This is a genomic window from Dyadobacter psychrophilus (genome assembly GCF_900167945.1).
GTDB lineage: Bacteria > Bacteroidota > Bacteroidia > Cytophagales > Spirosomataceae > Dyadobacter > Dyadobacter psychrophilus.
This window is the reverse complement of sequence record NZ_FUZA01000005.1, coordinates 108,217-131,606: the sequence shown is the minus strand read 5'-3', so window position 1 is coordinate 131,606 and position 23,390 is coordinate 108,217. Positions and strand designations below refer to the sequence as shown.

The window sequence follows — 23,390 nt, the reverse complement described above, 5'->3', positions numbered from 1 at the left end:
GTATGATTATTTGTATTTGACAGGCGGGGGACATTCTCACATTAAGAAGGGGGTATATCAATAAAAAATGCCCGATCCATAAGAAATCGGGCATTCGGGAAAGAAATCTTAAAACCGGATCGGCTAATTGTCCAATTTATTTTGAAAAACGCCTCTGTTAACCTGAAAATTCTCGTGAAAAGGATTGCGATACTTTTTGACATATTCCGAGGGCTTCATTTCGAAAAGCTTGTGGAACTGCTCCCTGAAATATTTGATATCATTGATCCCAACCTGATAAGCCACTTCCGAAATGGTAATGTCCGTCGTAATCAGGATCTGGGCGGCGCGGCGCAGGCGGATGAAGCGGATGAAGCTGTTGGTGGATTGCCCGGAAATCGATTTGATACGGTTATATAATGTGGAATGGCTCATCCCGATCTCGGCTGCGAGCACTTTAATAGAGAAGTCGGGATCAGTTAAATGATTTTCAACAACGCGTATACATTCTTTGAGAAACTCCTTGTACTCGGATGAAATCTTGAAGTCGTTTGCCTGCAACGTGATTTCGTTGTAAAAATATCTTTGCAGATCATTCCGGCTTTTAAGGATCGCATCCACGCGCGCCACGAGCAGCTCCTTGTCAAACGGCTTGCTGATATAGTCGTCCGCGCCGCCTTCGATCCCCTTCAACCGCGATTCCTGCGAAGTGCTGGCAGTTAGTAAAATAACAGGAATGTGGCTTAATGTCGTGTCGCTTTTGATCTGGCTGCACATTTCTATCCCGCTGATTCCGTTCATGAAAACGTCGCTGATCACAATGTCGGGCAGATGTTTTCTGACCAGCGCGATGCCATCTTCGCCATTCTCTGCTTGTAAAAGCTTGAATTTCCCGGTAAATGCCTGACCAATATATTGCCTGATATCCGCATCGTCTTCAACGATAAGCATGGTTTTGATATCCGAACTGAGCTCCTCTACAACCATTTGATGCCTCGAAATGGCGGAGGACGTTAGTAGGGCGCCGTCCTCCGAAAGTTCTTCCAGGAGCACAGAATTTCCTTCTTCAATGCTGACTGGCAGCTCTGCGGTAATCAATTGCGGATGTGTTTTCCATAATAAAACGGTGAAAATAGTGCCGTTGCCTGCAACCGATTCGTAAGTAATGCTCCCAAAATGGCTTTCAACGAAGGTTTTGGTAAGAAATAACCCAATGCCGAAACCGCCTTTGGAAGGAAACCGGCCATCCTGAAACTGGTGAAAAACGGAGTAAACGCTATCCCCCACTCCCGCCGGAATGCCCGGCCCTGAATCGCTGACCACAATCTTAACCTGCTCTTCCAATTCAGTGATTTGCAATGTTACAGTTCCATTTTTTGGCGTGTATTTAACTGCATTGGAAACGAGATTAAACAGCGCAATCTCAATTTTTTCCCGGTCTGCAATTAACTCCAGATTTTCGTCAGGGCTCACAAAATGATAACTAATGTGCTTTTGCTCAGCCTGATGTGTAAAACATTGAAAAACCTCCCGCGCTAATTTCGTTATGTTCTGGACAGCCGGGTTCAGCTTGTCTGCTTCCCTGTCCGCTTTTCTGAAAAGTAGAAGCTGATCCACCATGCTGAGCAGCCGCTTCGCATTGCGGTAGACAATGTTCAGACTATTCTGATCGGGATGGCGGTTCTCGGCTTTGAGCAACAATTCCTTTACCGGGTTGATAATCAGGGTCAGCGGCGTGCGGAATTCATGTGAAATGTGTGTAAAAAATGCCAGCTTCTTTTCATTCAGCTCTTTCTCTTTCTGGGTCTCGAAATGCGCCATTTGCACTTCATATTTTAACCGCGCCTGCCTGATCTTATATTGTTGGAAATAATAGATAATAAGTCCTGCAACGGCCATATACAATACATAAGCCCACCACGTCTGATACCAGGGCGGCAGCACCCGCACATGCAAGCTCGCCACGTTTTCAAACCAGATGCCATCCTGATTGGCGGATTTTACTTTAAACTGATAATCGCCCGGCGGAAGGTAGCGGTAAGTGGCTGAGCGCTCATTTTGCACATAGTTCCAGTCATTATCCAGGCCTTCCAGCTTGTAAGCGAAGCGGTTACGGTCGGGATATGCGTAGTTTAATGCAGTGTATTGAATCGCGAAAACCGATTGGTTGGGCTGCAAAACGATCTCTTTCTGGTCGGCGATTTGCTTTTCGAGGATGACCTTACCATCTTTTTTTGCACCAACTGCCACATTTTGACCAAACAATTGCAAACCAGTGATCATAACTTTCGGCTTGTAGTCTGATGGCTTAATGTCGGAAGGAGAAAAGAGGTTCCAGCCCTCTGTCCCACCGAAAACCATCGCTTTCTCACGCTCAATATAAAGCGCGGAATTGGGATTAAACTGCCCGCCCTGCAATCCGTTACTCTGGTCGTAATGATCAATCCGAACATTGGAAAGATCGATTCTCGACAAACCTTTATTTGTGCTAAACCAAACATTATCAATACTTTCCTCCTGAAACGCATAGATCACATCATTCACCAAGCCATTTTTTTCCGTAAAATGGCGTGTTGTTCCGTTTTTCGTATCAAAGATCAAAAGCCCGTTTCCCTCCGAACCGATCCATAGCCTTTCCCGGGCGTCATAATGCAGCGAAAAGATGATGCGGTTCGACAAGTAACCCGCTTTACCAGGCTCATTGAAAAACGACTTGAATTGCATTGTGCCTACATTCAGATAATTAAGTCCACCGCCGTAAGTGCCTATCCAGAGGTTTCCCTTACTGTCCTCTTCAATCGCGCGCACGTCATTGGAATTAATGCTGCTGTTTGTCGTCACAAAATTCTGGAATGTGCCTTTTTTCCGGTCTAAAAGTGCGAGTCCGCCGCCGTTAGTCCCTACCCACAAGTTGTGTTTCCGGTCTTCATAAATTACCCGCACATCGTTTTTCCCGAGGCTGGCCGCATTTCCGGGAATGTTAGCATACTGTTTAAATGCGTCTTTCCCAGGGTCATATTGAAATAGCCCGCCAGAGTAAGTTCCAAACCACAAGTAGTCGTCCCGTCCGCGATGAGCCGCAATGACCGCTCCGTCCGAAAGACCGCCCGGTGCGTTGCTGACTGCATAATGCTTGACGGTTTCTCCCGTGCTCCTGGTTTTGTAAATGCCGTCTCCGTCCGTTCCAAGCCAAAGAAATCCGTCTTTATCCATACACATGCCATAAAATCGCAGGTAACTTTCAGCGCGCGAATCCTGGATTTTCTTCTCAAAACTTCTGAACTTTTCCGGAATGCTGCTGATCAGGTAAACGCCCTCCCCGTAAGTCCCAAGCCAGATGTTGCGGTAGGCGTCCATATAAATCGCCTGGACGGAACGCTGTGTAATGCCTTCGTTTTGTGAATTATTTACTTTTTCAAAGGAATATGCCTCTGGCTTGCGGTCTGCTACTTGTGTCAGATCCAGGCTATAAAGCCCGCCGTCCTGCACGCCAACGAGCAGTTGACCACGATGGTTTTCGAGCAAGGACAGGTAAATGTCGCTTCTGTGATTTCCCGGCAGATGCAGGTTATAGAATTTGGACTCATTTCGTTTGAAAAGGATCAAACCTCTGGCCGACGCAATCCAGACATTACCCAGATGATCTTCATAAATGCTGTTAATGCGCGTTGAAGGAAGTTTTTGCAAATCCAGCCCAGCTTTTACAAGCTTTCTGTTTTTACCAATCTTAAATACATCAATTCCTGAGTCGCGCGTCCCCAGCCAGAGCAGCCCTTTGGAATCTTCAAATGCATTAAGGATGGAATTGGTATTTAAATCTGGAAGATTTTGCTGGTTGTAATAGGTAAATTTCTCCGCTTTTTTATTGAAAAGCGCAAATCCCGCACCATTCAGCGAGATCCAGAGATTGCCGTCGCCCGCCTGTGAAATGTCGCTCACATCCGTGCCCGAGGAGCCTTTTTTAGGCATGGGCGTGTGACGTTTGAAGATCTCCTTTTCCGAAACAAATTCATTCAGGCCATTGCGGGAACTGGTCCAAATGGTGCCATCCTGGTCCCGGAAGACAGATTTTACGTAATTTCCGGAAATACTTTGTTTGTTATCAGGACTGTTTTTGAAGACTTTAAAGGAGGTGCCATCAAACCGGTTGAGGCCGTCACCGGTTGCAAACCACATGAGTCCGTTCTTATCCTGGACCATGCTGTTAACAATGCCAAAAGACAGCCCTTCTTTTAAAGAATACCTCAGCACTCTTCCACTCTCAGCAGCAAAAACCGGGAACATGCCCAGGCAGCCTAAGCCCAGGCCAATCAATTTTTTCAGGAACGTTCCCTTCATCTAAGTCACTCGCAGTTTACTTCAACCAACCCGCCTCTCTTGCCAAAAATAGCAATTCAATTACTACGATGATGCCGGTAACAGCAAAAATTGCATATTTGATTTTGTCCCTTTTGCTGATCGGCGCCTTCGGCTGCTCGACTTTTTTTTCAACAACCACCTTTTCAACAGGTTTCCTCATCAGCGGTGCATCCGCTCCGAGTTTCGCCTTATGAAGCTCAAACAATTCCCTGCGCTTTTCCTCTAGATTTGAACTCATAAACCAAAATGTTTTTTAACCTAACAAATGGATTTTCAATGTTTTGTAAAAAACGTAAAGATTTATAATTAATTGAAAGAAAATGTGTGTTATTTCTTTGTTTAAAGCACATTTAATGACTAAATGATGCCTCTGTTTCAAGTACATCGGCGAGTTGGTCAATTAGTTCGTTTGCCTCGTAGTAGTACTGCTGCTCGTTTAAGATACCCTGGTTGTAGCGTACCAGCAAATTATCGAGATCGGCTTTGATCTGTCTGCGGTGCCGTTTTTCGGGCAAACGCGGAGGAAGTCTTTGCACAACGCGCTTACGTTTCGGTCTGAAAAGATCGACTATATGGCTTAATAAGAAGAAGCTGACGCCTACGATCAGCACGCCCAAAAGGTCCAGGAGTATCATCGCATAGAAGTTATATGCCTTGTCCGGCTATTCGTTTCTATTAGATTAACAATTTACAGTTAATGATGCGATATCTCAATCATTTGGCACCAAAGAAGAAAAAAAATTGTGGGAATTAAGTTTTTAACACGGCTTACTTAACCGCCTGGCTCTTTTCCGGCGTGATCAAATGGACATTTTTGAACTGGATATTATCTCCATCCGTCAGTTCCATGCCCGTGTCGGCAGTGATGACCATATTTTCCATGATAATGTTCTTGATCGGCATCTCGGCAAGCCCCCGGATGAAGACGGCTTTTGATGCGCCATTACATACGATATTCTCAAAATGCATGTCCCGGAAAACCGGCGTGCCTTCATTTACTTCTTCGCGCATGTCGCGTGCGCCATCCGTTGCAAATTTGACGAAATAAAATAAATCAAAGAACACCGCTTCCTGCGCTATGTCTTTCATGTAAATGTCCTTTGCATAGATCTTTTCTACAACCCCGCCACGGCCTCGCACTGATTTGAAACGCAAACCCTTGTCGGTGCCCATGAATGTGCAGTTCTGTACAAAAATATTTCTCGCGCCCCCGCTCATTTCGCTGCCCACCACAAACCCGCCGTGCCCGTTATAGACAATGTTGTTCCTGATGAGGCCATTTTCCGTTGGCATTCCGCGCTTTCTGCCCTCTTCGTCTTTTCCGGATTTGATACAAATAGCATCGTCTCCCACGTCCAGCGTACAGCCTTCGATCAGGAAGTTTTTGCACGATTCAATGTCCATTCCGTCGCCGTTGTGGGCGTATTCCGGGTTTTCCACGCGAACATTGCGAATAGTCAAATCCTGGCACATCAGCGGATGAATGCACCAGGCAGCGGAATTCTGGAAGGTTACGCCTTCCAGCAACACTTTTTTACAATTGTTGAAAACAACCAGATTGGGCCTGAGGAAGTCCTTCATATCTGCAAAATCCTTCGGCGTTTTGCCTGGTGTCAGCAGCATGCTTTTGTTTTCGGTGCTGGCTTTTTTGAATTGCTCGCTGGGATACCATGTTTTACCGTCATCTTTAAGAACACCTCCCGAAGCAACTTTTTCTTTCCACTGGCCCTCTGTCAACTGACTTTTATGGACCGCGCGCCAAACGTCACCATTGCCGTCCACAATGCCTTTACCTGTTATAGCAACGTTTTCGAGGTTAATGCCTGAAATGGGTGACTGATTACGTGCAGCACTTTTGCCCTCATAAAAACCTTCCGTAAGTGCGTATTGCGTTTTGTCCGGCGTAAAAAGCAGCGTTGCATTTTCGCTCAAATGCAGGTTAATGTTGCTTTTCATGACAATCGGGCCTGTCATCCAAAGTCCCGGAGGCACCATTACAACGCCCCCGCCCTGCTTATTTACTGCGTCAATTGCCTTGTGGATTGCGTCCGTGTTCAGCGTATGACCGTCCGGCTGCGCTCCATAGGCTGTTATACGGACCGTGTCGCGCTTGAAAGCGGGCTGCTGCGCTTTCGGGAGGTTGGTCCAGCTATAATTTTCCACGGTTTTTTGCGCCGCTACTGTTAGCGAATGAAACGCCATCATTGCGATGGGTAGGAAACGTTTTTTGAATATCATAGTTTGCGGTTGATTTCCTGGCCAATTTTGTTTCTGTTTACAGGACTGAAAAACATAACGATCACCATGAATGTCATTTATAAATTCGCAGAAACGGACGATGAATTTGAACAGGCAAAAGCGCTTTTTGCTGAATATGCCAATTCGCTGGACATTGATCTTTCGTTCCAGAATTTTTCCAAAGAGCTGGAATCCATCCGCTCGCAATACGACAAACCGACCGGTGCTCTTCTGCTCGTTTACAAAGCCGGTTCGCTCGCGGGCTGTGCGGGGATCAGGCGATTGGATCATGACATTGCCGAACTGAAACGCATGTATGTCCGCCCGGATCACCGGGGATTGAGCCTGGGCCGGGAATTGCTGGAAAGAGCCATTGAAAAGGCGGCCTTGCTCGGTTATAAAAAGATCCGGCTGGACACATTAAGCAGCATGACCAAAGCTCGCAACCTGTACGAAACTTTCGGTTTCAAGCCTATTGATGCATATTATTTCAATCCTATTGCCGACACTATTTACATGGAACGGGTGATTTGATCTTAAAAATCTGTCCGTAACCAACCTTAATGTCGAAAATTTCTTTCAAATCCATTTTCCTGTGCAAGGCAAGCATGATCCTGATCACGCCTGCGTGCGTCACAATGGCAACATTAGTGACTTTGTGCTGCATCAGATCATTCCAAAAAGAACGCAACCGCTCCGCCATTTGCAGCATGCTTTCGCCACCGGGAATGCAGACGTTAACAAAGTCATCCATCCAGATTTGCAAGGCATCCTGATCCACCGTGTCCCAGGTTTTACCCTCCCAATCGCCAAAATGCAGCTCGCGGAGGCGCTCGTCAGCAATTACGTAGGAATTGATCCCGGCAGCCAATTTCACACAACGAATTGAGGGACTGGAATATACCTGATCAAAGCTGACGGCCAATTGTTTTTTAACAGTGTTAAGCTCTTCTGAAAAACTTTCAGCCAATGGAATTTCGGACCAACCGTAAATCTGGCCGTTTTGAACAAGCGGCGTAGTGTGCCGGATTAAATATATTTCCAAAGTGCAGTCAGTGAAAGATAAAATGAGACCTCGCTCACTTGCTGGATGGCGCCAAGGCAGTCGCCGGTGTAACCTCTGATCCATTTTACAAAATAGCGGGACAGCAAATATGCGGTTACGGCCGGCAAAATGCAGCAAGTGAAAATGAATGGCGTATGGCACGTCCACGCAAGACAAATCAGCGGGATTAGTGTAATAACAGATCCGGTTACCAGGCTGCTTCGACTTATCTTTTGCGCCACCGGTTTCGCTTTGCTATGCTGATCCTCCCGCGCGTAAGGCTTGGTAAAAATCACAAAAACGGGCATCAAGCGACTTAACGCGTGCGCGGTTATCAATATGAGTGTTAATGCTAAAAAATCGTTTTTCCATTGTGCTGCCAGATTGATCAGAAGCAAAAATTTCAAGGCCAGCATCATCATTAACCCAACCGAACCATACGTTCCTACCCGACTATCCTTCATGATTTCCAGGATCTTATCCCGCGTCCAGCCGCCTCCGAAGCCGTCGCAGACGTCGGCAAAACCATCTTCGTGAAATGCGCCGGTCGTAAATATGGATGCAATCATGGATAGCACGAGACCGATGGAAATATTGGTCACGTAAGCACCGCCGAGCCAGGATAATCCTGAGATAATTCCTACTAACCAGCCGATCAGTGGCAAAAAACCGGTTGCCCGGCTTAGATTTTCCTGCTTGTAATGCACCCATCGCGGCGCCGGAATGCGGGTGTAGAATTGCAGCGCGGTGAAGAAGAGCGTAAGTTGCAGTCTCATAATGTTTTGTTACTTACACCAGCGCTTTCGAAGCTGGCCATTTCATTCAGAAACGCTACGGCACTTTGCAGGATCGGATAAGCAACAGCGCAGCCGGTGCCTTCCCCAAGCCGCATCCCAAGCTGCAATACCGGAGTCACATTCAAATGCCGAAGTAAAAATCCATGCCCTTTTTCTGTGGACTCATGGCAAAAAACAGCATATTCAGAAACTGCATCGCGCATCCGAAAAGCGCACAAATAAGCCACAGAAGCAATAAAACCATCCACTAAAATGACCATTCCCCTTTCCGCCGCTTCCAGCATGGCACCGCACATCATCGCGATCTCGAACCCGCCAAATGTTTGCAGCACGCGCAACGGATCATTGTCAATTTTCGCATGGTTTTGCATGGCTTCATGTAGAATAGCTAGTTTGGCAGACATTTGTTGATCATTCAAACCAGTGCCCTTGCCGGCACATTCTCCCAGCGGCACACCAACTAATTTGCTCATCACCACCGCAGCCGACGATGTGTTACCAATGCCCATTTCACCGAATCCGATCACATTACATCCGGTTGCCTGCACATTAGCAACGATTTCCTTTCCGCGTTGCAGGCATTCATCCATTTCCGCTGGCGTCATGGCCGGACTCGTCAGGAAACTTTTTGTCCCGTAACCTACCTTCGCATGGATGAGCTTTTCATTTTTGCCAAAATCATAATCGACCCCGGCATCGACAACCAACAATGTTATCCCATGTTGCCGCGTAAAGACATTGATAGCTGCACCACCGTTCAGGAAATTCAGCACCATTTGTGCCGTGACTTCTGAGGGATACGCGCTTACGCCATTGGCCGCGATGCCGTGGCTCGCCGCAAAGACGATAATATGCGGTTTTATAAGCGCAGGGGTCAATGTTCCCTGAATGTTTGCAACTTGAGATGCCAGTTTTTCCAACATTCCCAGTGCACCGAGAGGTTTGGTTTTAAAATCAATTTTGTGCCGAACCTGTTCCGCTAATGTAATATTCATGGCTTTATTTTTGACTTGAATTTTTCAACCATAATGGCAGCCCGGAAACCATAAAAATGGCCTCATCTGCCTTGGAAGCCACATATTGATTGGCCCAACCTTGTAAATCTGTAAATTTTCGCCCAACTTCCGTCGCGGCATGCACACCCATTCCGATTTCGTTTGAAATGATGATGAAAGTGCCTTTTAATGCCAGTATGCCATCTATTTCCGCTTTGAATGTTGCCAGCGTTTTTTCAATGTCTTCTTGGCAAGTCATAAAGAGGTTTGTCAGCCAAAGCGTTACGCAATCAATCACCGCTACGCGATCCATAATCGGCTGTAAATGAATGTTGCGCTCCGCTTCTATGCAAGTCCATTCGGGCCCGCGTTCTCTTTTGTGACGCGCAACGCGCTCTGCAAAATTTTCATCCCAAACCTTCGCCGTGGCGACATAAACGGGCTCCATACTACGTTTCAAGGCCATTTCCTGCGCAAAACGGCTTTTCCCGCTTCGGGCACCACCGCTGATGTAAATGATCATTTTTCAGCCGTTTTAAATCGTTTGTACAGGAACAGCTGCCACTTTTCTTCTGCTACGCCCGCTTTGTCCATTTCGGCGCGGGCCAATGTAAAAAACAAGTCGGAAAGGCGGTTAATGTAAGCTGGGATGGCCTCGTTCACTGCGTCGGTTTTTATCAGCGACACCAATCTCCTTTCTCCGCGACGCATTTGCGTACGCACCATGTGGCATAACGCCGAGATCTCGTTTCCGCCTGGCAGCAGGAAATAATCCGAGGGCGAAGTCATGGCAGCTTCCAGGCTATCAATCCAGTTTTCACAAAACCCGGCTCCGTCCACCGGCATCGGGTTCGTATTTTCCTTTTTCGCATCCGAAGGCCGCGCTAAATGAGACATCATATCCATCAGATCTTTCTGGATTTTGTGCAGATTAGGCTGCCATTCATGGTCATTTCCGAGCTTGACGCGCATCAATCCGATCGTAGAATTGGCTTCATCCAGCGTCCCGATGCACTCAATACGCACATTATCCTTCGGAACCCTGCTTCCGCCAAATAGCCCTGTTGTTCCTTTGTCTCCTTTTTTCGTGTAGATTTTCATGGTTGTTATTCGAGTTTTTGATAATAAAATAATGTATGTCCGGGAAGCAATTCGGGATGGAGGATTTTGATTAAATCTGCCAAAACCACATGCGGATTTACCGCTCCCGACTCCCAGTAGTCGTTCGCACCGTTAGCCGCTTGTCTTTTGTTATGGGTAAAAATGTTTCCGGCTTTAAATGCCTTGAAATCCGCATAGCGTTGATCCTTATCCAGAAGCTCCCGCTTCGATTTCACACCCAGTATGCCAACATTCAGCCAAAAATCTGCATTTAAAGCAACCGGATACACTGCCTCGAAGTTAAGCGGCAAGCTGCCCGTCGCCTTCGTGTCTGCCCAATGGTAACGCGCACCCGCATCCCGGAAAAACCTGGAAACGTAGCCGCTGCCACTAGGGACAAACCAGGCGTCTTTCGAATTCATACCCGAAACGAGGCTGGGCTGGGTTTTACTGCTTTTCGCCAGTTTCACCAGTCGTGCATATTCCTTTTCTGATTCCGAAAATTTGGTGTTAACCTCTGATTCCCTATTCAGCAATGCCGCCATCAATTTCACCCATTCTGCGCGGGCAAGTGGCGTCGTTTCTATCCATTCTGAATTGATCATCACCGGGATCCCGGCTTGTTTAAGCGATTGATAGCGGTTGATTTTGGATACCGGGCTCCCGATCGTCATCACCAGATCCGGATGCATCGCAATAAGCAGCTCCTCATTCAGTCCCTGGTCTTTTCCTACTTCCTTAATGTCACCCGACTTGATCCGCGCCCGGATCTTTTCGGACGAGACATAGGTAAGATTTCCCATGCCGGTAACAATGTGCTCGGCACTCAGATAACCGACCAATCCAATATGCATGGAAGACATTGGAACGAGGCTTTGAATGGGGATTTGGATGATCTGCGCATTTTGGTAACCTGCGGGCTTTGGGGTGCCGCGCTGCAAAAGCACAAAACTCATGGTGTCCGTGGCTTTCTCAAACGGACTCATTATTTTGACCAGCTTGAAATTTTTATGGTAATCAATGGTAAAACCCTTTGCATGCCTGATGACCACCTTTTCCTTAAACAGCGCCGGGCCTTCATAACCCGACTCTCCTTTTTCGTAGAGTGTTGACGAAGTGCTGCATGCGATAATAAAAATCACAAGAAATGCTATACAACACTTTGATATATAGTTAATTATATTCAATTCGTTCAAGTTTTGCTAAAGTAAATTCAACTCGTTCTCTGACCGGTGCCAATGGCAGTTCAGTCACCAGGTAACCCAGTTCGGTGTACACATTTTTTATTTCGGAATACAAGGCTCCGGCTTCACTGAATGTCTGCCAGCGTTCCTCGTCATTGATGTAAATTGCTTCCCAGGGCGGTGCTATGAAGACATTTGCTGCATATCGATAATGTTTAGCCGCGGCCACGAAAATGTCGTCGACTGGTAAGCCGCCAAAACGCAGATACGCAATGATATCTGGAATCCCACGGTCAAAAAACGTTAGTTCTCTTTCCAGGACATTTTCAAAATCAATAATCATTTGATGAAGGCATAGTTTGGCAAAACAGGCCAGATCTTTCCAGGGAACACATTTCGAGTCCTTTGCAACCTCCTGCCGGATCAGCTCGCGCGAAACCTCGGGTACGCATTGAAAACCGGCACTTTCCAGCGCAAGCAGCAACGTCGATTTTCCGGAACCCGGCCCACCCGAAATAATAATCTTATCCATAATCTATCTTTATTTCCAATCTAATTCCCGTTGACTTAAGTCAACGGCGAAGGATTTTCGACGAAGAATTTTTCGTCGAAAAATCCTTCGAAACATTACTTTTCTAAACCTATAATATCACGAACCAGATGCAGCATAAAGCGATGGTTATCAGGCATACTAGCTGATTTATCTGCGAAACTTTTTTAATTTCTTCTGACCTGATGCTCCTATCGTGCTCGCCAATAAATGGCTTATCGACGAGCACCCCGTGATACACATTCGGTCCGCCAAAACGGCAGTTGAGAATGCCTGCCAGTGCAGATTCGGGATAGCCCGCATTTGGACTTTTGTGCTTGTTGCCGTATTTGAAAATAAACTGTAAACCACGGGCGCTTCCCGTCACCAGCACCATCAACAAAGCCGTGATCCTGGCCGGAATAAAGTTGGCCACATCATCCAGCCGCGCCGCAAATTTCCCGAATTGCTCGTATCGTGGAGTACGGTAACCCAGCATGGAATCCATCGTGTTGATCATTTTATACGCCATCATTCCCGGTGCGCCCGCAATGGCGTAATAGAACAAAGGCGCCACAACACCATCGCTTAAATTCTCCGACATTGTTTCAAAAACAGCTGTCCTGATCTGCTGCGCATTCAACTGAGAAGTGTCTCTCCCGACAATCCGTGAGAGCTGCACACGGCCATCTGCAAGCCCTCGGGTTTCCAGCATTTGAAACACTTTTCGCCCTTCCAAAATCAGGTTTTTATTTGCTAATCCATAGTAAACCCAAATGCTGTTCACAAGCATAAATAGCCATTCCAGGCCATAAATAGCATTATTTAACAGTGTTAAAATAAAATACACAACCAAAACCAAAGATGAGGCTAGTAGGGCTCCTTTCGCAATCCTATTGTTGCCATGATTAAAATTCCGTTCGCCAAAAGCAATTGCATGGCCAAATAACCGCATGGGATGCGGCCAGTGATCTGGATCGCCAAGCACCAGATCCAGCACATAGCCGGCCACCAAAGGAACGATCAGTAATAGCGCGTTTTCCATGCTTCCAGCGCTTTTATGAGCAATTCATTTTTCTCCGGGCTAAGCGTAGCAATCCTGAAATGCTGACGTGTCAGATTTCTGAAATTACCCGCATCACGGATCAGGATCTGGTGTTCTTCCAGCAGGAAAGTTTTAAGCTGGGCAGCATTACGAATGATGGTTTTGGCAAGAAAAAAATGGGTATCACTGTCTTCGATTTCCAAAGCTGCGTTGCGCCTGAGGCGGCTTGTCAAATCGTCTTTTTGGATTAATAGTTGCTCAAACGGCGGCTGTGCAGCATCAAAATGGTCAAAAATGAAGCAGCCAGCAGCGAGGGCAACTGCATTAACAGACCAGGGCTGTTTAATGCGCAGCAGCCGGTCTATCCATTCGTTTCCGGCAATGACATAGCCCAGCCTCAGCCCTGGGATCGCACAGGCTTTGGTCAGAGATCGCATGATGATCAGGTTTTCAAATTGTCCCAAGGCTTCCAACATCGACGCAGCCGAAGGAGCGAAATCGATAAATGCTTCATCCACCACAAACACACATTGCCGGTTGATGCGCAGCCAATATTGGAGATCAGGAAAAGTAAAACCCGTGGGATTATTGGGATTACAAATAAATACGAGATCGCATTTCAAACGGGGCAAATCCAGACATTCCTTCCAACCCAAAAACTGCATTTCGTGGCCATGCATGGCACAGGCGTCCTCATACTCCGAAAATGCCGGTGTCACAATGGTCGTTTTCTTTCCTGCAAAAAGCTGTGCGATGAGGTAAATACTTTCCGTTGTGCCGTTCGCAACCAGGATCTGATCATTAGGAATCCCGTGATGCGCAGCGATTTTTGCAGTGAGACTTTCGCCCGTCACTTCCGGATAGCGATTAATATCTGCCCAGTTTTCAAAAACATATTCCTTCAAACCCGCCGGCTCGCTTCCATACCAGACGTTTGTACTGAAATCAGCCAAAATCTGACCGCCGTAACGATAACCATCATCTCCGTGTCCGTGCAGCATTGTTAGTATCTGAGGGTTTTATAAATCAATTCCATATTCACGTTCGAACGGATCAGATCCGCCAGCTTATCATACTGCTGCTCTTTGAATGCTTGAAAACTTGTCTGGTTATCAGGCAAATCAGATGTGTAAGGCTGTAATATTTGTGCGATCACATCATCATTATCGAGTATTCCATGGAGGTAAGTTCCCCAGGTTTTGTCGTTGAGGAAACAGCCGTCATTTCGTCCGTCAGACAATGTTGCCACTGGTTTTGCTTGTCCCCTGACAACTGTCTCGCCCATATGAATTTCATAACCAAATGCCAGGCTTTCACTTCCCCGGAACCGAAATTGACATTGCAATGTGGTTTTTTCGGCTTGCAGCGTTGTCACAACCGGAAGTATCCCCAGGCCCGGCATGCTTTCAATGGTTCCTTCAACGTGGTGCGGATCCAGGATCATTTCGCCCAGCATTTGATAGCCCCCACAAATTCCAATGACCGTTTTGCCAGCTTTCTGGGCTTGTAAAATCGCTTTTGCAACACCATTATTTTTGATAAAGAGCATATCATCAATCGTGTTTTTACTGCCCGGGACGATCACGATATCGGCCTTTGCTACTTCATGCGGATCGATGGTAAAGAAGAGATTCACCCTTTCGTCGTTTTCCAGCCGGTCAAAATCTGTGAAATTGGACAATCGCCGCAGCAAAATGACGGCCACATTCACCTTGCCTGTTACGGAAGTTCTATATTTGGATTCCAGTGAAACGGAGTCTTCCTGCTCAATGTGGATATCGCGGAAGTAAGGCAAAATGCCCACAACCGGCAGCCCTGTCAGGTCTTCCAGCATTCGCTTGCCGTCTTCGAACAAGCGGCCGTCCCCTCTGAATTTATTGATGATTATGCCCTTCATGCAGGCTTTTTCTTCGTCGGTAAGCAGTGCAATGGTGCCATAAACGCTGCCAAAAACGCCGCCTCGGTCAATGTCGCCGATCAGGTAAGTCGCCGCACCCGCATAAGCGGCCATGCGCAGGTTGGTGATGTCGCGATGTTTGAGATTGAGCTCCGAAATGCTTCCCGCCCCTTCCATTACAACCGGATTGTAATTTCCTGAAAGCCGGTCGAAAGCCTGTTTTACGGATTCAAACAATTCACGGCGGTCATTGGCCATAAAATATTCGTAAGCCGACTGGTTACCAACGGGTTTACCATTCAAAACAACCTGTGAGGATCTATCGCTGGTTGGCTTCAACAATACGGGGTTCATGTCTGACAAGCAGGGAACTCCTGCCGCTTCGGCTTGCACAGCCTGTGCCCGGCCAAGTTCCAGCCCCTCCGCCGTCACATAGCTGTTCAGCGACATGTTTTGCGCCTTAAATGGCGCGGGCTGAAACCCGTCTTGCTTAAAAATCCTGCAAAAACCAGCTGTAATCACACTTTTACCTACATCCGAGCCCGTGCCGACAAACATGATCGGCCGCAGCGGCCTCCTAATGCTATCTGTCATAAATTTTGGAATGAATGGTGTCCGTAATCGATTCAGCTGTAAGTTCATCGAGGGATAAATAGTCGCCTGTCAGTGCAGTGGCGAGCTCCCCAGCCCGTCCCAGCCGCAGGTAACCGCTTTCGGTGTCGAGTACCAATGATTTTATCCTTATCTCGCCAATCATGGCGGCCAGTTGCAGCGCCTGTTGCCAGGGATCGCCACCACCTGCCAGCGGCACATTTGCTTTTCCATCACTCAGAATGATCAGCAATGGTTTTATATCAGTTGGTTGATTTTGAATAATTTGTAAAGAAATTTGTAACGCATGAGCCAATGGTGTCCTGCCGCCGGCCGGCAGGTTTTCCATGGCATCTTCCGCAAACTCAATGCTACGAGTCGGTTCCAGGAGCACCTTCGCTTCTACGCCGCGAAAGGCGATCACTCCCACCCGGTCACGCTTTTGATAAGCATCCTGCAAAAGCGCGAGCACGCTCCCCTTCACTGCTTCCATCCGCTTCCCGGCGGCCATCGAGCCCGAAGCATCCACAACAAAGAGAATCAGATGTCCCGTTTTTCCAGCTTTAATTTTTTGATGCAAATCCTCCTTACTGATTTCAAAATGGTCGGGATTGCGCATCACCGCATGCCTGACCGTTTCCGAAACGGCCAGACTGCCAGCCGTTAATTTCTCAGCTTCGATCTGAAATCCCTTTGGCATATCCATTGTTTTCGTGCGGCGTCCTGCATTTAATTCAGGTGAAAAAATGGTTTTGTCTACATTTATTTCAGGGATTTGGGTCAAAACACCCGGCAGAATAACCTGCTCATTAGCATCCGGCGCGCAAGTTCCTTCTCCGCTTTCATTCTGATTATCATTATTGCCAGACTGAAATGCTTCCGATGCAGCATTCTGGCCGGTTTTTGGGTTGTTTTGTTTTTGCTCAAAAGGCTTTTTCCCTTTCCTATGCATCAAAACGAGTTCCGCAGCCTCGCGGATATCGTCAGCAATAACGGTTTTCCGATTCGCTAATGCGGCAATCGCAATGGCTGTTTTATACATCACAATGTCCGCGCGCAAGCTCGCCACCGACCATTGAATGCAGAGCTGGCTGATCAATGTCAACAAACCTTCGGGCATGACAACCTTAGAAAGCAGGTCCCTTGCTTGCGTGACCTGGTTTTGCATTGCGAGTTGATCGCTGTTCCAGTTTTCGATAAATGCTCCCGGGTCATTTTCAAATGCGATACGGCGCTTTACCACTTCGGTCCTTTCCAAAACGTCCTGCTGCGCCTCCACTTCCACCATCAATCCGAAACGGTCGAGAAACTGCGGGCGAAGATTGCCCTCTTCCGGGTTCATGGTGCCGATCAGCACAAACCGTGACGGATGAGACACAGAAAGTCCCTCGCGTTGAATCGTATTCACACCCGAAGCCGCCACATCCAGCAGAATGTCAACCAGATGATCGGGCAGCAGATTTACTTCATCCACATATAAAATGCCACCGTGCGCAGTAGCCAATAACCCTGGCAGCAGCTTTTGCTTCCGTTCAGAAATCATAGCAGCAATGTCCATGCTTCCGATTACCCGTTCTTCCGAAGCGCCCAGCGGCAGGTCCACAAAAGGAACCATGGTTTCTTTGGAAGATGTTTCTGACTTCGTGAAAGGCATCATGGCTGCTAGTCCTCTGGCCGCCGTGCTTTTGGCCGTGCCCTTCTCACCTTTGATCAATACACCGCCGATAGCGGGGTTCACCGCGCAAAGCAGCAAGGCTTTTTTCAGTTTCTGCTGCCCTACTATGGCAGAAAATGGATATTGTTGACTCATTTACAGTTCTTTAATGCGCTACTCCGCCCGCACTTCCAGCAGTGCCTCGCTTTTGATATACAAATCCTTTAAACCCTCCAAAGCCGATTGAGAAGGCGCCTCCCACATGCCCCGCTGGACTGCTTCAAGCAATCTTTCTGCAATTGCATTAAGCGCCCAGGGGTTACTTTCTTCAAAAAACTGCTGCATTTGCGGATCCAGCGCATAGGTTTGAGCCAGCTTTTCATACATCCAATCCTCGGCGACATGCGCCGTCGCGTCGTATCCGAAAATATAATCGACCGTTGCAGTCAGTTCCAATCCGCCCTTGTAACCATGTTTTTTAATGCTTTCTATCCATTTGGGATTGATCACCCGTGACCGGAAAACGCGCAATGTTTCCTCTTTTAGATCCCTGACAACCGGCAATGCCGGATTTTGTGAATCACCAAAATAATGTTTCGGCTGCTGGCCAGTGAGGCTACGGATCGTTGCAATCATGCCGCCGTGGAATTGCAGGTAATCATCGCTGTCGAAAATGTCGTGTTCGCGGTTATCCTGGTTATGCAGCGCCACTTCCACGCCCGCCAGTCGCTGCCTGAATTCGCTTTTCGCGTCCACGCCCTGCGCATTTCTTGAATAGGCAAAGCCACCCCAATTCACGTAAGCTTGTGCCAGGTCCGCATCCGAATGCCAGTTCCGCTCGTCGATCAGCGGCAAAATTCCTGCGCCGTACGTGCCCGGCGCTGCACCAAAAATCCGGTAAGCTGCCTTTTCCTCAGCCTCCTCGATGGTCAGATTATCGTCCTTTTGTAATGCTGACAGATCTTTTAAATAATGTTTCCGGACAAAATTATCTTCCAGCGGCTCGTCGCGGGCAATGACCATTTGTACCGCGTCATCCAGTAATTCGATTAAATGCGGGAATGCGTCCCTGAAAAAACCACTGATCCGTGTGGTGACGTCGATACGCGGGCGGCCCAGCTCAGCCAGTTCAATGATCTCAATGCCGTTTATGCGCCTGCTTTCCGCCTGCCAGACCGGACGCACGCCCAGCAACGCCAGCACTTCGGCCACATCGTCCCCATGCGTGCGCATAGCGCTTGTCCCCCAGATGCTTATCGCTACACTTTCGGGATAGCGACCGGTTTCTTTCAAATGTCTTTCCAAAACTTCCCGCGCAAGCTGCTGCCCAACTTCCCAGGCTGCTTTGGAAGGAAGTACGCGAGGATCCACCGCATAAAAATTGCGTCCGGTTGGCAAGATATGCGCCATCCCACGCGTAGGCGCGCCGCTCGGACCAGCGGGAATGTAGCCCCCCGAAAGCCCATGAAGCAGGTTTGTAATTTCCTCGTCCGTTCGGGCCAGGTTGGGTAGCAACTCGCCGCAAACGAATGCGAGAATGGATCTGATATGGTCAAAACCCGGATGTGCCGGCGTAATGTTAAGCGTTTCAAAAATCGCCTGATCAATCGACGCGGGCCTGAAACGGTAATATTCCAAAAGTTTGAATAAATGATTGCTCAGCTCATCCATCACTTCCAATGCATCCGCGCCGGTAACAATTGCCCTTCCGGCAAGCTGTTCAAAATGCAAATTAACGCCACTTAGCTTTTCGCCCTTTTTTGTGAGGATAACATTCAATTCAAGATCGAATAACGTCGCTAGTTCCGATTGCAGACCTGGAACTGAGCCGTTTTGGAGCCTTGTGAGTGCTTGTAACATGTCGGCAAGAGCGTCGCCGGCGGGCATTTCTCCCAATGTATGCAGTCCGTTACGGATCTGCGCAGCGCCCAGTTCGCATAAATAACCGTCAATGTCTTCAATAAGGTGGGCAATGTCCTTTCCATCCATTTCTGTCAGGCTTACGGGCACACCTTCTGGTGTCATTTCGTCGTCCCAGTCGTGCTTGTGATCCCCGTGGTCGCGGCTGAGCATGGCAGAAAGGTCGGCATCCAGGTTCGTTTGCCGGATCAATTCCCATATTTGTCTTTGCAACAGAGGCAATTTTGCAGGATCCAGACTTTCTACCTGATAATATTCGTCAACCAGCTGCGTAAGCTGCGCCAGTTCGCCATAGCTGTCCGCCGAAGTCATGGGTGGCGTAAGATGGTCGACGATAACTGCGTGAGCTCGCCGTTTCGCCTGAGAACCTTCGCCGGGATCATTGATGATAAACGGATAAAAGAGGGGCATATCGGCCAGGAAAGCGTCGGGAAAGCAATTTTCTGAGAGCCCTATGCCTTTTCCAGGCAACCATTCCAATGTTCCATGCTTGCCTACATGCACGATCGCGTCGGCACCCCAGCTGTCGCGGAGCCACCGGTACAATGCATAATAATGATGCGTTGGCGGCAGATCCGGCTGATGATAAATAGCATCCGGATCCATGCCGTAACCGCGCGGTGGCTGCAATGCCACGAACGCATTACCCAGGTCCAGTCCGGCCAAAGCGATCTGGCCGTTATGCACAAAAGTTTCTCCCGGTGCTGGCCCCCACTGTTTGGTAATCTTACTTTTCAATGCCTCCGGTAGCTCTTCAAACCATTTCTGATATCGTTGAACGGGAACATGCCCGGCTGCATGATCAAGCTGTTCATCGGTCAGATAATTCCGGTCATACGAGCAGCGATCGATCAATGTATGGATCAGTTCGTTGCCTGTCGCGGGCACATTCCGGATGTCGTAACCTTCTGCCTGCATCGCGTGCAGCATGTTCATCAGCGAGGCCGGGGCGTCCAATCCAACCGCATTTCCAACCTGGGAAGCTTTTGTATTTGAATTGGTAAAAATGAATGCAATGCGCTTTTCGGCATTATCCAAATGTCTTAACCGCGCAAAACGGAGCGCCAGGCCACTAACCCGCTCCACCCTGTTTTCGAGCGGCTCGTAGCCTTTTGTTTCTTTTCCCTTTTCCTTAAATGACACAGGAACCGTGATGATCCGGCCATCAAATTCCGGGATAGCAACATTCATCGCCGTATCGAGCGGGTTCAGGCCCCGCGACGAAGTTTCCCAGGGTCCGCGGCTCATGCCACTCGTAATCGCCTGTAAAATAGGCACATCCAGGGTTGTCAGTGCTGTTACCGGTTTGCTGATTGTCCCCGCAGGCTGAATGTCCGTGATCGCGAATGAAATGGTGTTGATCAAAACATCAACCTTAACCGATTCATCATCAAAATATTGAAAAGCAAGCGGCTTGCCGGTGATTGCGTCTGTGGATTTTAAGGAGGATGTAAAGACCGGCAGCACATTCAAATTCCGGCTTTCCAGCGAACGGATCATGGCATCCACAAAATGCGTATTGCCGCTGATCCAGTGTGCACGGTAAAAAGTGATGGCAACGGTTGGAAGAGCAGGATTTTTGTATTTCAACCAATCGGAAATGTCGGCGTTTTCAGGAAGGTCGGGATGGTAAATGCCGTGTTCGGGCAACTGAGCCGCAGGTTCCGCCCCGAAGCCTGTCATCAGCAAATGATCCGACAGATAGCACAGCAATGACGTAAAATTGGCATAACCGCCCGCTTGCAAATAATTTAACGTTTCCTGCAAAATAGCCGGCGAAACGGTGGAAACGGCCGCAAAATCCGGGTTTAGCTCGCCGGTTCCGCTGACAATAATCAAATGCTGCTGCCGCTCTTTCGCCAGTTTTACCAGCTCCCCATAGCCAGGGATACTGCTCAGTCTGCCATGAATGCGAACCACAATGATCTGCGCTTCCGCCAGTTCACGACCGAGTAACTGCTGCATCTGTTCTTCACTTTTTAAGGCCAGCAGACTGATTCCCATTGTTTTGGGAAAATCTTCGGGCAATGTTTCCATGGCGCGGTTCAATGTCAGCAAGTCCGTATCCGCGTGCGTCATGAACACAATGCCCTCTGTGGGAATGGCAGGCTGTCCGTTCATAGTCGCCGTTTCTGACCCCTTCCATGTATAAAATTGAAACACATACTCAGCAAGGTCCGAAGGTGGAACCAGATAGCGGTCCGCTTTTACCATGCTTTCGATATAATCAAAAATCGCAATGATCTGCCAGTCGTTATTAATGGAATGAAACCACACAGAATGCCCGTCAAACAGCAGCGTAACCACATTTGCAAGCGTGCACGGCCCCAGGCAGCCGCCTTTTGTCATGTGCACCACGTTGCGTAGCTTCCTTTTGAGCCACTCGCTTTTGTACAGTTCTACGGGAATCGCCGCGTAGCCCCGGTCAACCCTGCCGCAGCAGCAGGCGTTGTAGCAATACGACAAATGTCCCCGTCGCTGCACAAGGTTGATCGCTTTTCCGTCTGCTCGCGTGATGCGCTGGCGTTTTACCGACATTTTTAGTTTATGGCTAATAGATTTTCTATAAATGACTCATTATCTGCCCAGTACAGGTGCATGTAAGAAGCAACAGTATTTTGGAATCTGTAAAATTTTGTGTCCGTTTCGACACCTTTTGCATTCGTGACATTTATCGCTTCACACGGCATATCATTGTCGAGAAAATTGCTGTAGTGAAACTCGTGGCCTTTTATCCGGATATTATTCCAATCGGCGATGCGGTAACCCAATGTCATTTTTGCGCGCTGCATGGAAGTGGCACAATCCAGCACGCCCGCCATTGGAAATATATCTCCGCTTTGATCTGTGAGGTTTTTGGCGAGATACATCATGCCTCCGCATTCTGCCAGCGCACGGCCGCCGCGCTTGCAATAATCATTAATGCTGGCACGCATGGAGGTGTTTTCACTGAGCTTTTCTGCAAATAATTCCGGATAACCGCCAGGCAAATAAAGGAAATCTGTCTCTGGCAAAACTGCATCATGCAATGGACTGAACCATCGGATTTCGCCAAACCGCCCCAGCATTTCTATATTTTGCTTGTATATAAATGAAAAGGCCTCGTCCCTAGCAATGCTTATCTTTAGATTTGAAATTTTTGGTAATGCATGAACCGGTCCGGGGTAATTGTCTTCGTCGGGGCGCTGCGTGATTTCCAGTAACCGATTCAGGTCCACGGTTTTGGGGAGCGCCTCTGCGAGGTCTCCAATGATCTGCTCATAGTTCGTTTCGGCAGAAATATGCAGGCCCAGATGCCTGGATGGAATACTTAATGTATTGTTTTGTGGAAAGTAACCCAATGACTCCACGCCGGCATCCACGCAAGCCTCCTTCAAAAACCGGTAATGTGAGGGCGTACTCACAAAATTGAAGATCACACCTGCGACATTGACGCGCTTGTCAAAATTTTTGAAACCAAATAAAAGCGGAGCGGCTGAATAAGCCATGGATCTCGCATTCACTACCAGAATCACAGGTATATCCATCAAATGCGCAATTTCCGCGCTGCTGCCGCTCATTTTATCTGCTCCGTCAAACAGTCCCATCACCCCTTCCGTCACCGAAACATCGGCCCCGTCGCTGTATTTTGCGTAAACCCGGCGGACATGATTTTCCGAAGCCATGAATGTATCCAAATTAATGCTCTGACTTCCGGCGGCCGAAGTATGATGGATCGGATCGATGTAGTCCGGTCCGCATTTGAAAGGCTGCACGCTTAACCCCCTGTTTTTCAGCGCACGCAATAACGCCAGCGTAAGCGTAGTCTTACCAGAATTACTCGACGGCGCCGAGATCAGGAAGTGGGAACGGGTAAAGCTTTGCATTAATGTTGAATTGCTTCTGTCGTCAGTTCGCGGACGGCAGTTTTGTAGCGTTTGCATACTTTTAACATAAAATCATGTGAGTTAAAAGCTCTTGCCAAAATTTTAAAATGCAGACGAAACAAAGGCAGGATGGAGAAGAATGGGCGAATTACACCCGATAATCGCAGTTTAAAAAACCGGACATATCCAG

Annotated in this window: 18 protein-coding genes; 1 reads left to right on the top strand and 17 read right to left on the bottom strand. The window is 48.1% G+C overall.

The genetic code is table 11. From position 1 onward, the window contains the following. Positions 1-123: 123 nt before the first annotated feature. The 4 genes from B5X68_RS18615 to B5X68_RS18600 form a co-directional block, all read right to left on the bottom strand. Complete coding sequence (locus tag B5X68_RS18615) at positions 124-4,317, bottom strand: hybrid sensor histidine kinase/response regulator transcription factor (protein WP_082216278.1); 4,194 nt, start codon at positions 4,315-4,317, stop codon at positions 124-126. Between the two features lie 16 nt (positions 4,318-4,333). Continuing rightward, entirely contained in the window at positions 4,334-4,576 is a 243-nt protein-coding gene (locus tag B5X68_RS18610; RefSeq protein WP_082216277.1) for a hypothetical protein, read from the bottom strand. Between the two features lie 112 nt (positions 4,577-4,688). Further along, entirely contained in the window at positions 4,689-4,973 is a 285-nt protein-coding gene (locus B5X68_RS18605) for a hypothetical protein (RefSeq protein ID WP_082216276.1), read from the bottom strand. Positions 4,974-5,106: 133 nt separating this feature from the next. Further along, positions 5,107-6,576 (bottom strand): glycoside hydrolase family 28 protein, encoded by a 1,470-nt coding sequence (locus B5X68_RS18600; protein WP_229208480.1) that lies wholly within the window; start codon positions 6,574-6,576, stop codon positions 5,107-5,109. Positions 6,577-6,642: 66 nt separating this feature from the next. On the opposite strand from B5X68_RS18600, the gene B5X68_RS18595 reads away from it, so the two are divergent. After that, positions 6,643-7,110: a GNAT family N-acetyltransferase gene (locus tag B5X68_RS18595; protein WP_141110342.1), complete on the top strand. Its 468-nt coding sequence runs from the start codon at positions 6,643-6,645 to the stop codon at positions 7,108-7,110. Here B5X68_RS18595 and cobC read toward each other — a convergent pair. The 13 genes from cobC to B5X68_RS18530 all read right to left on the bottom strand — a co-directional run bounded on the left by cobC (position 7,085) and on the right by B5X68_RS18530 (position 23,257). Next, positions 7,085-7,621, bottom strand: coding sequence for an alpha-ribazole phosphatase (gene cobC, locus B5X68_RS18590; protein ID WP_082216274.1), 537 nt, complete (start codon positions 7,619-7,621; stop codon positions 7,085-7,087). The genes B5X68_RS18595 and cobC overlap by 26 nt on opposite strands. Further along, positions 7,606-8,397 (bottom strand): adenosylcobinamide-GDP ribazoletransferase, encoded by a 792-nt coding sequence (locus tag B5X68_RS18585; protein ID WP_082216273.1) that lies wholly within the window; start codon positions 8,395-8,397, stop codon positions 7,606-7,608. The genes cobC and B5X68_RS18585 overlap by 16 nt, the downstream gene beginning before the upstream one ends. Then, positions 8,394-9,413: a nicotinate-nucleotide--dimethylbenzimidazole phosphoribosyltransferase gene (gene cobT, locus B5X68_RS18580; RefSeq protein ID WP_082216272.1), complete on the bottom strand. Its 1,020-nt coding sequence runs from the start codon at positions 9,411-9,413 to the stop codon at positions 8,394-8,396. The genes B5X68_RS18585 and cobT overlap by 4 nt, the downstream gene beginning before the upstream one ends. Positions 9,414-9,417: 4 nt before the next feature. After that, complete coding sequence (locus B5X68_RS18575; protein ID WP_082216271.1) at positions 9,418-9,936, bottom strand: bifunctional adenosylcobinamide kinase/adenosylcobinamide-phosphate guanylyltransferase; 519 nt, start codon at positions 9,934-9,936, stop codon at positions 9,418-9,420. After that, entirely contained in the window at positions 9,933-10,514 is a 582-nt protein-coding gene (locus tag B5X68_RS18570; protein WP_082216270.1) for a cob(I)yrinic acid a,c-diamide adenosyltransferase, read from the bottom strand. Before B5X68_RS18570 ends, B5X68_RS18575 begins: the two co-directional genes overlap by 4 nt. A 5-nt stretch (positions 10,515-10,519) precedes the next feature. Then, positions 10,520-11,656: an ABC transporter substrate-binding protein gene (locus tag B5X68_RS18565; RefSeq protein WP_229208479.1), complete on the bottom strand. Its 1,137-nt coding sequence runs from the start codon at positions 11,654-11,656 to the stop codon at positions 10,520-10,522. 31 nt (positions 11,657-11,687) lie between these two features. Next, positions 11,688-12,230 carry an AAA family ATPase gene (locus B5X68_RS18560; protein ID WP_082216269.1) on the bottom strand — a complete coding sequence of 181 codons (543 nt, stop codon included), beginning with the start codon at positions 12,228-12,230 and terminating at the stop codon, positions 11,688-11,690. A 109-nt stretch (positions 12,231-12,339) separates the two neighbouring features. Then, positions 12,340-13,272, bottom strand: coding sequence for an adenosylcobinamide-phosphate synthase CbiB (gene cbiB / locus B5X68_RS18555; RefSeq protein ID WP_082216268.1), 933 nt, complete (start codon positions 13,270-13,272; stop codon positions 12,340-12,342). Next, complete coding sequence (locus B5X68_RS18550; protein WP_082216267.1) at positions 13,251-14,273, bottom strand: pyridoxal phosphate-dependent aminotransferase; 1,023 nt, start codon at positions 14,271-14,273, stop codon at positions 13,251-13,253. The genes cbiB and B5X68_RS18550 overlap by 22 nt, the downstream gene beginning before the upstream one ends. A 2-nt stretch (positions 14,274-14,275) precedes the next feature. Next, positions 14,276-15,763: a cobyric acid synthase gene (locus tag B5X68_RS18545; RefSeq protein WP_082216266.1), complete on the bottom strand. Its 1,488-nt coding sequence runs from the start codon at positions 15,761-15,763 to the stop codon at positions 14,276-14,278. Continuing rightward, positions 15,753-17,570 (bottom strand): magnesium chelatase subunit D family protein, encoded by a 1,818-nt coding sequence (locus tag B5X68_RS18540; RefSeq protein WP_082216265.1) that lies wholly within the window; start codon positions 17,568-17,570, stop codon positions 15,753-15,755. Before B5X68_RS18540 ends, B5X68_RS18545 begins: the two co-directional genes overlap by 11 nt. A gap of 18 nt (positions 17,571-17,588) precedes the next feature. Continuing rightward, the gene (gene cobN / locus B5X68_RS18535; protein WP_082216264.1) at positions 17,589-21,872 is read right to left on the bottom strand and encodes a cobaltochelatase subunit CobN; all 4,284 of its coding nucleotides are present in this window, start codon (positions 21,870-21,872) and stop codon (positions 17,589-17,591) included. 2 nt (positions 21,873-21,874) lie between these two features. Further along, on the bottom strand, positions 21,875-23,257 hold the full coding sequence (locus tag B5X68_RS18530; RefSeq protein WP_229208478.1) for a cobyrinic acid a,c-diamide synthase CobB: 1,383 nt from the start codon (positions 23,255-23,257) through the stop codon (positions 21,875-21,877). Positions 23,258-23,390: the final 133 nt, after the last annotated feature.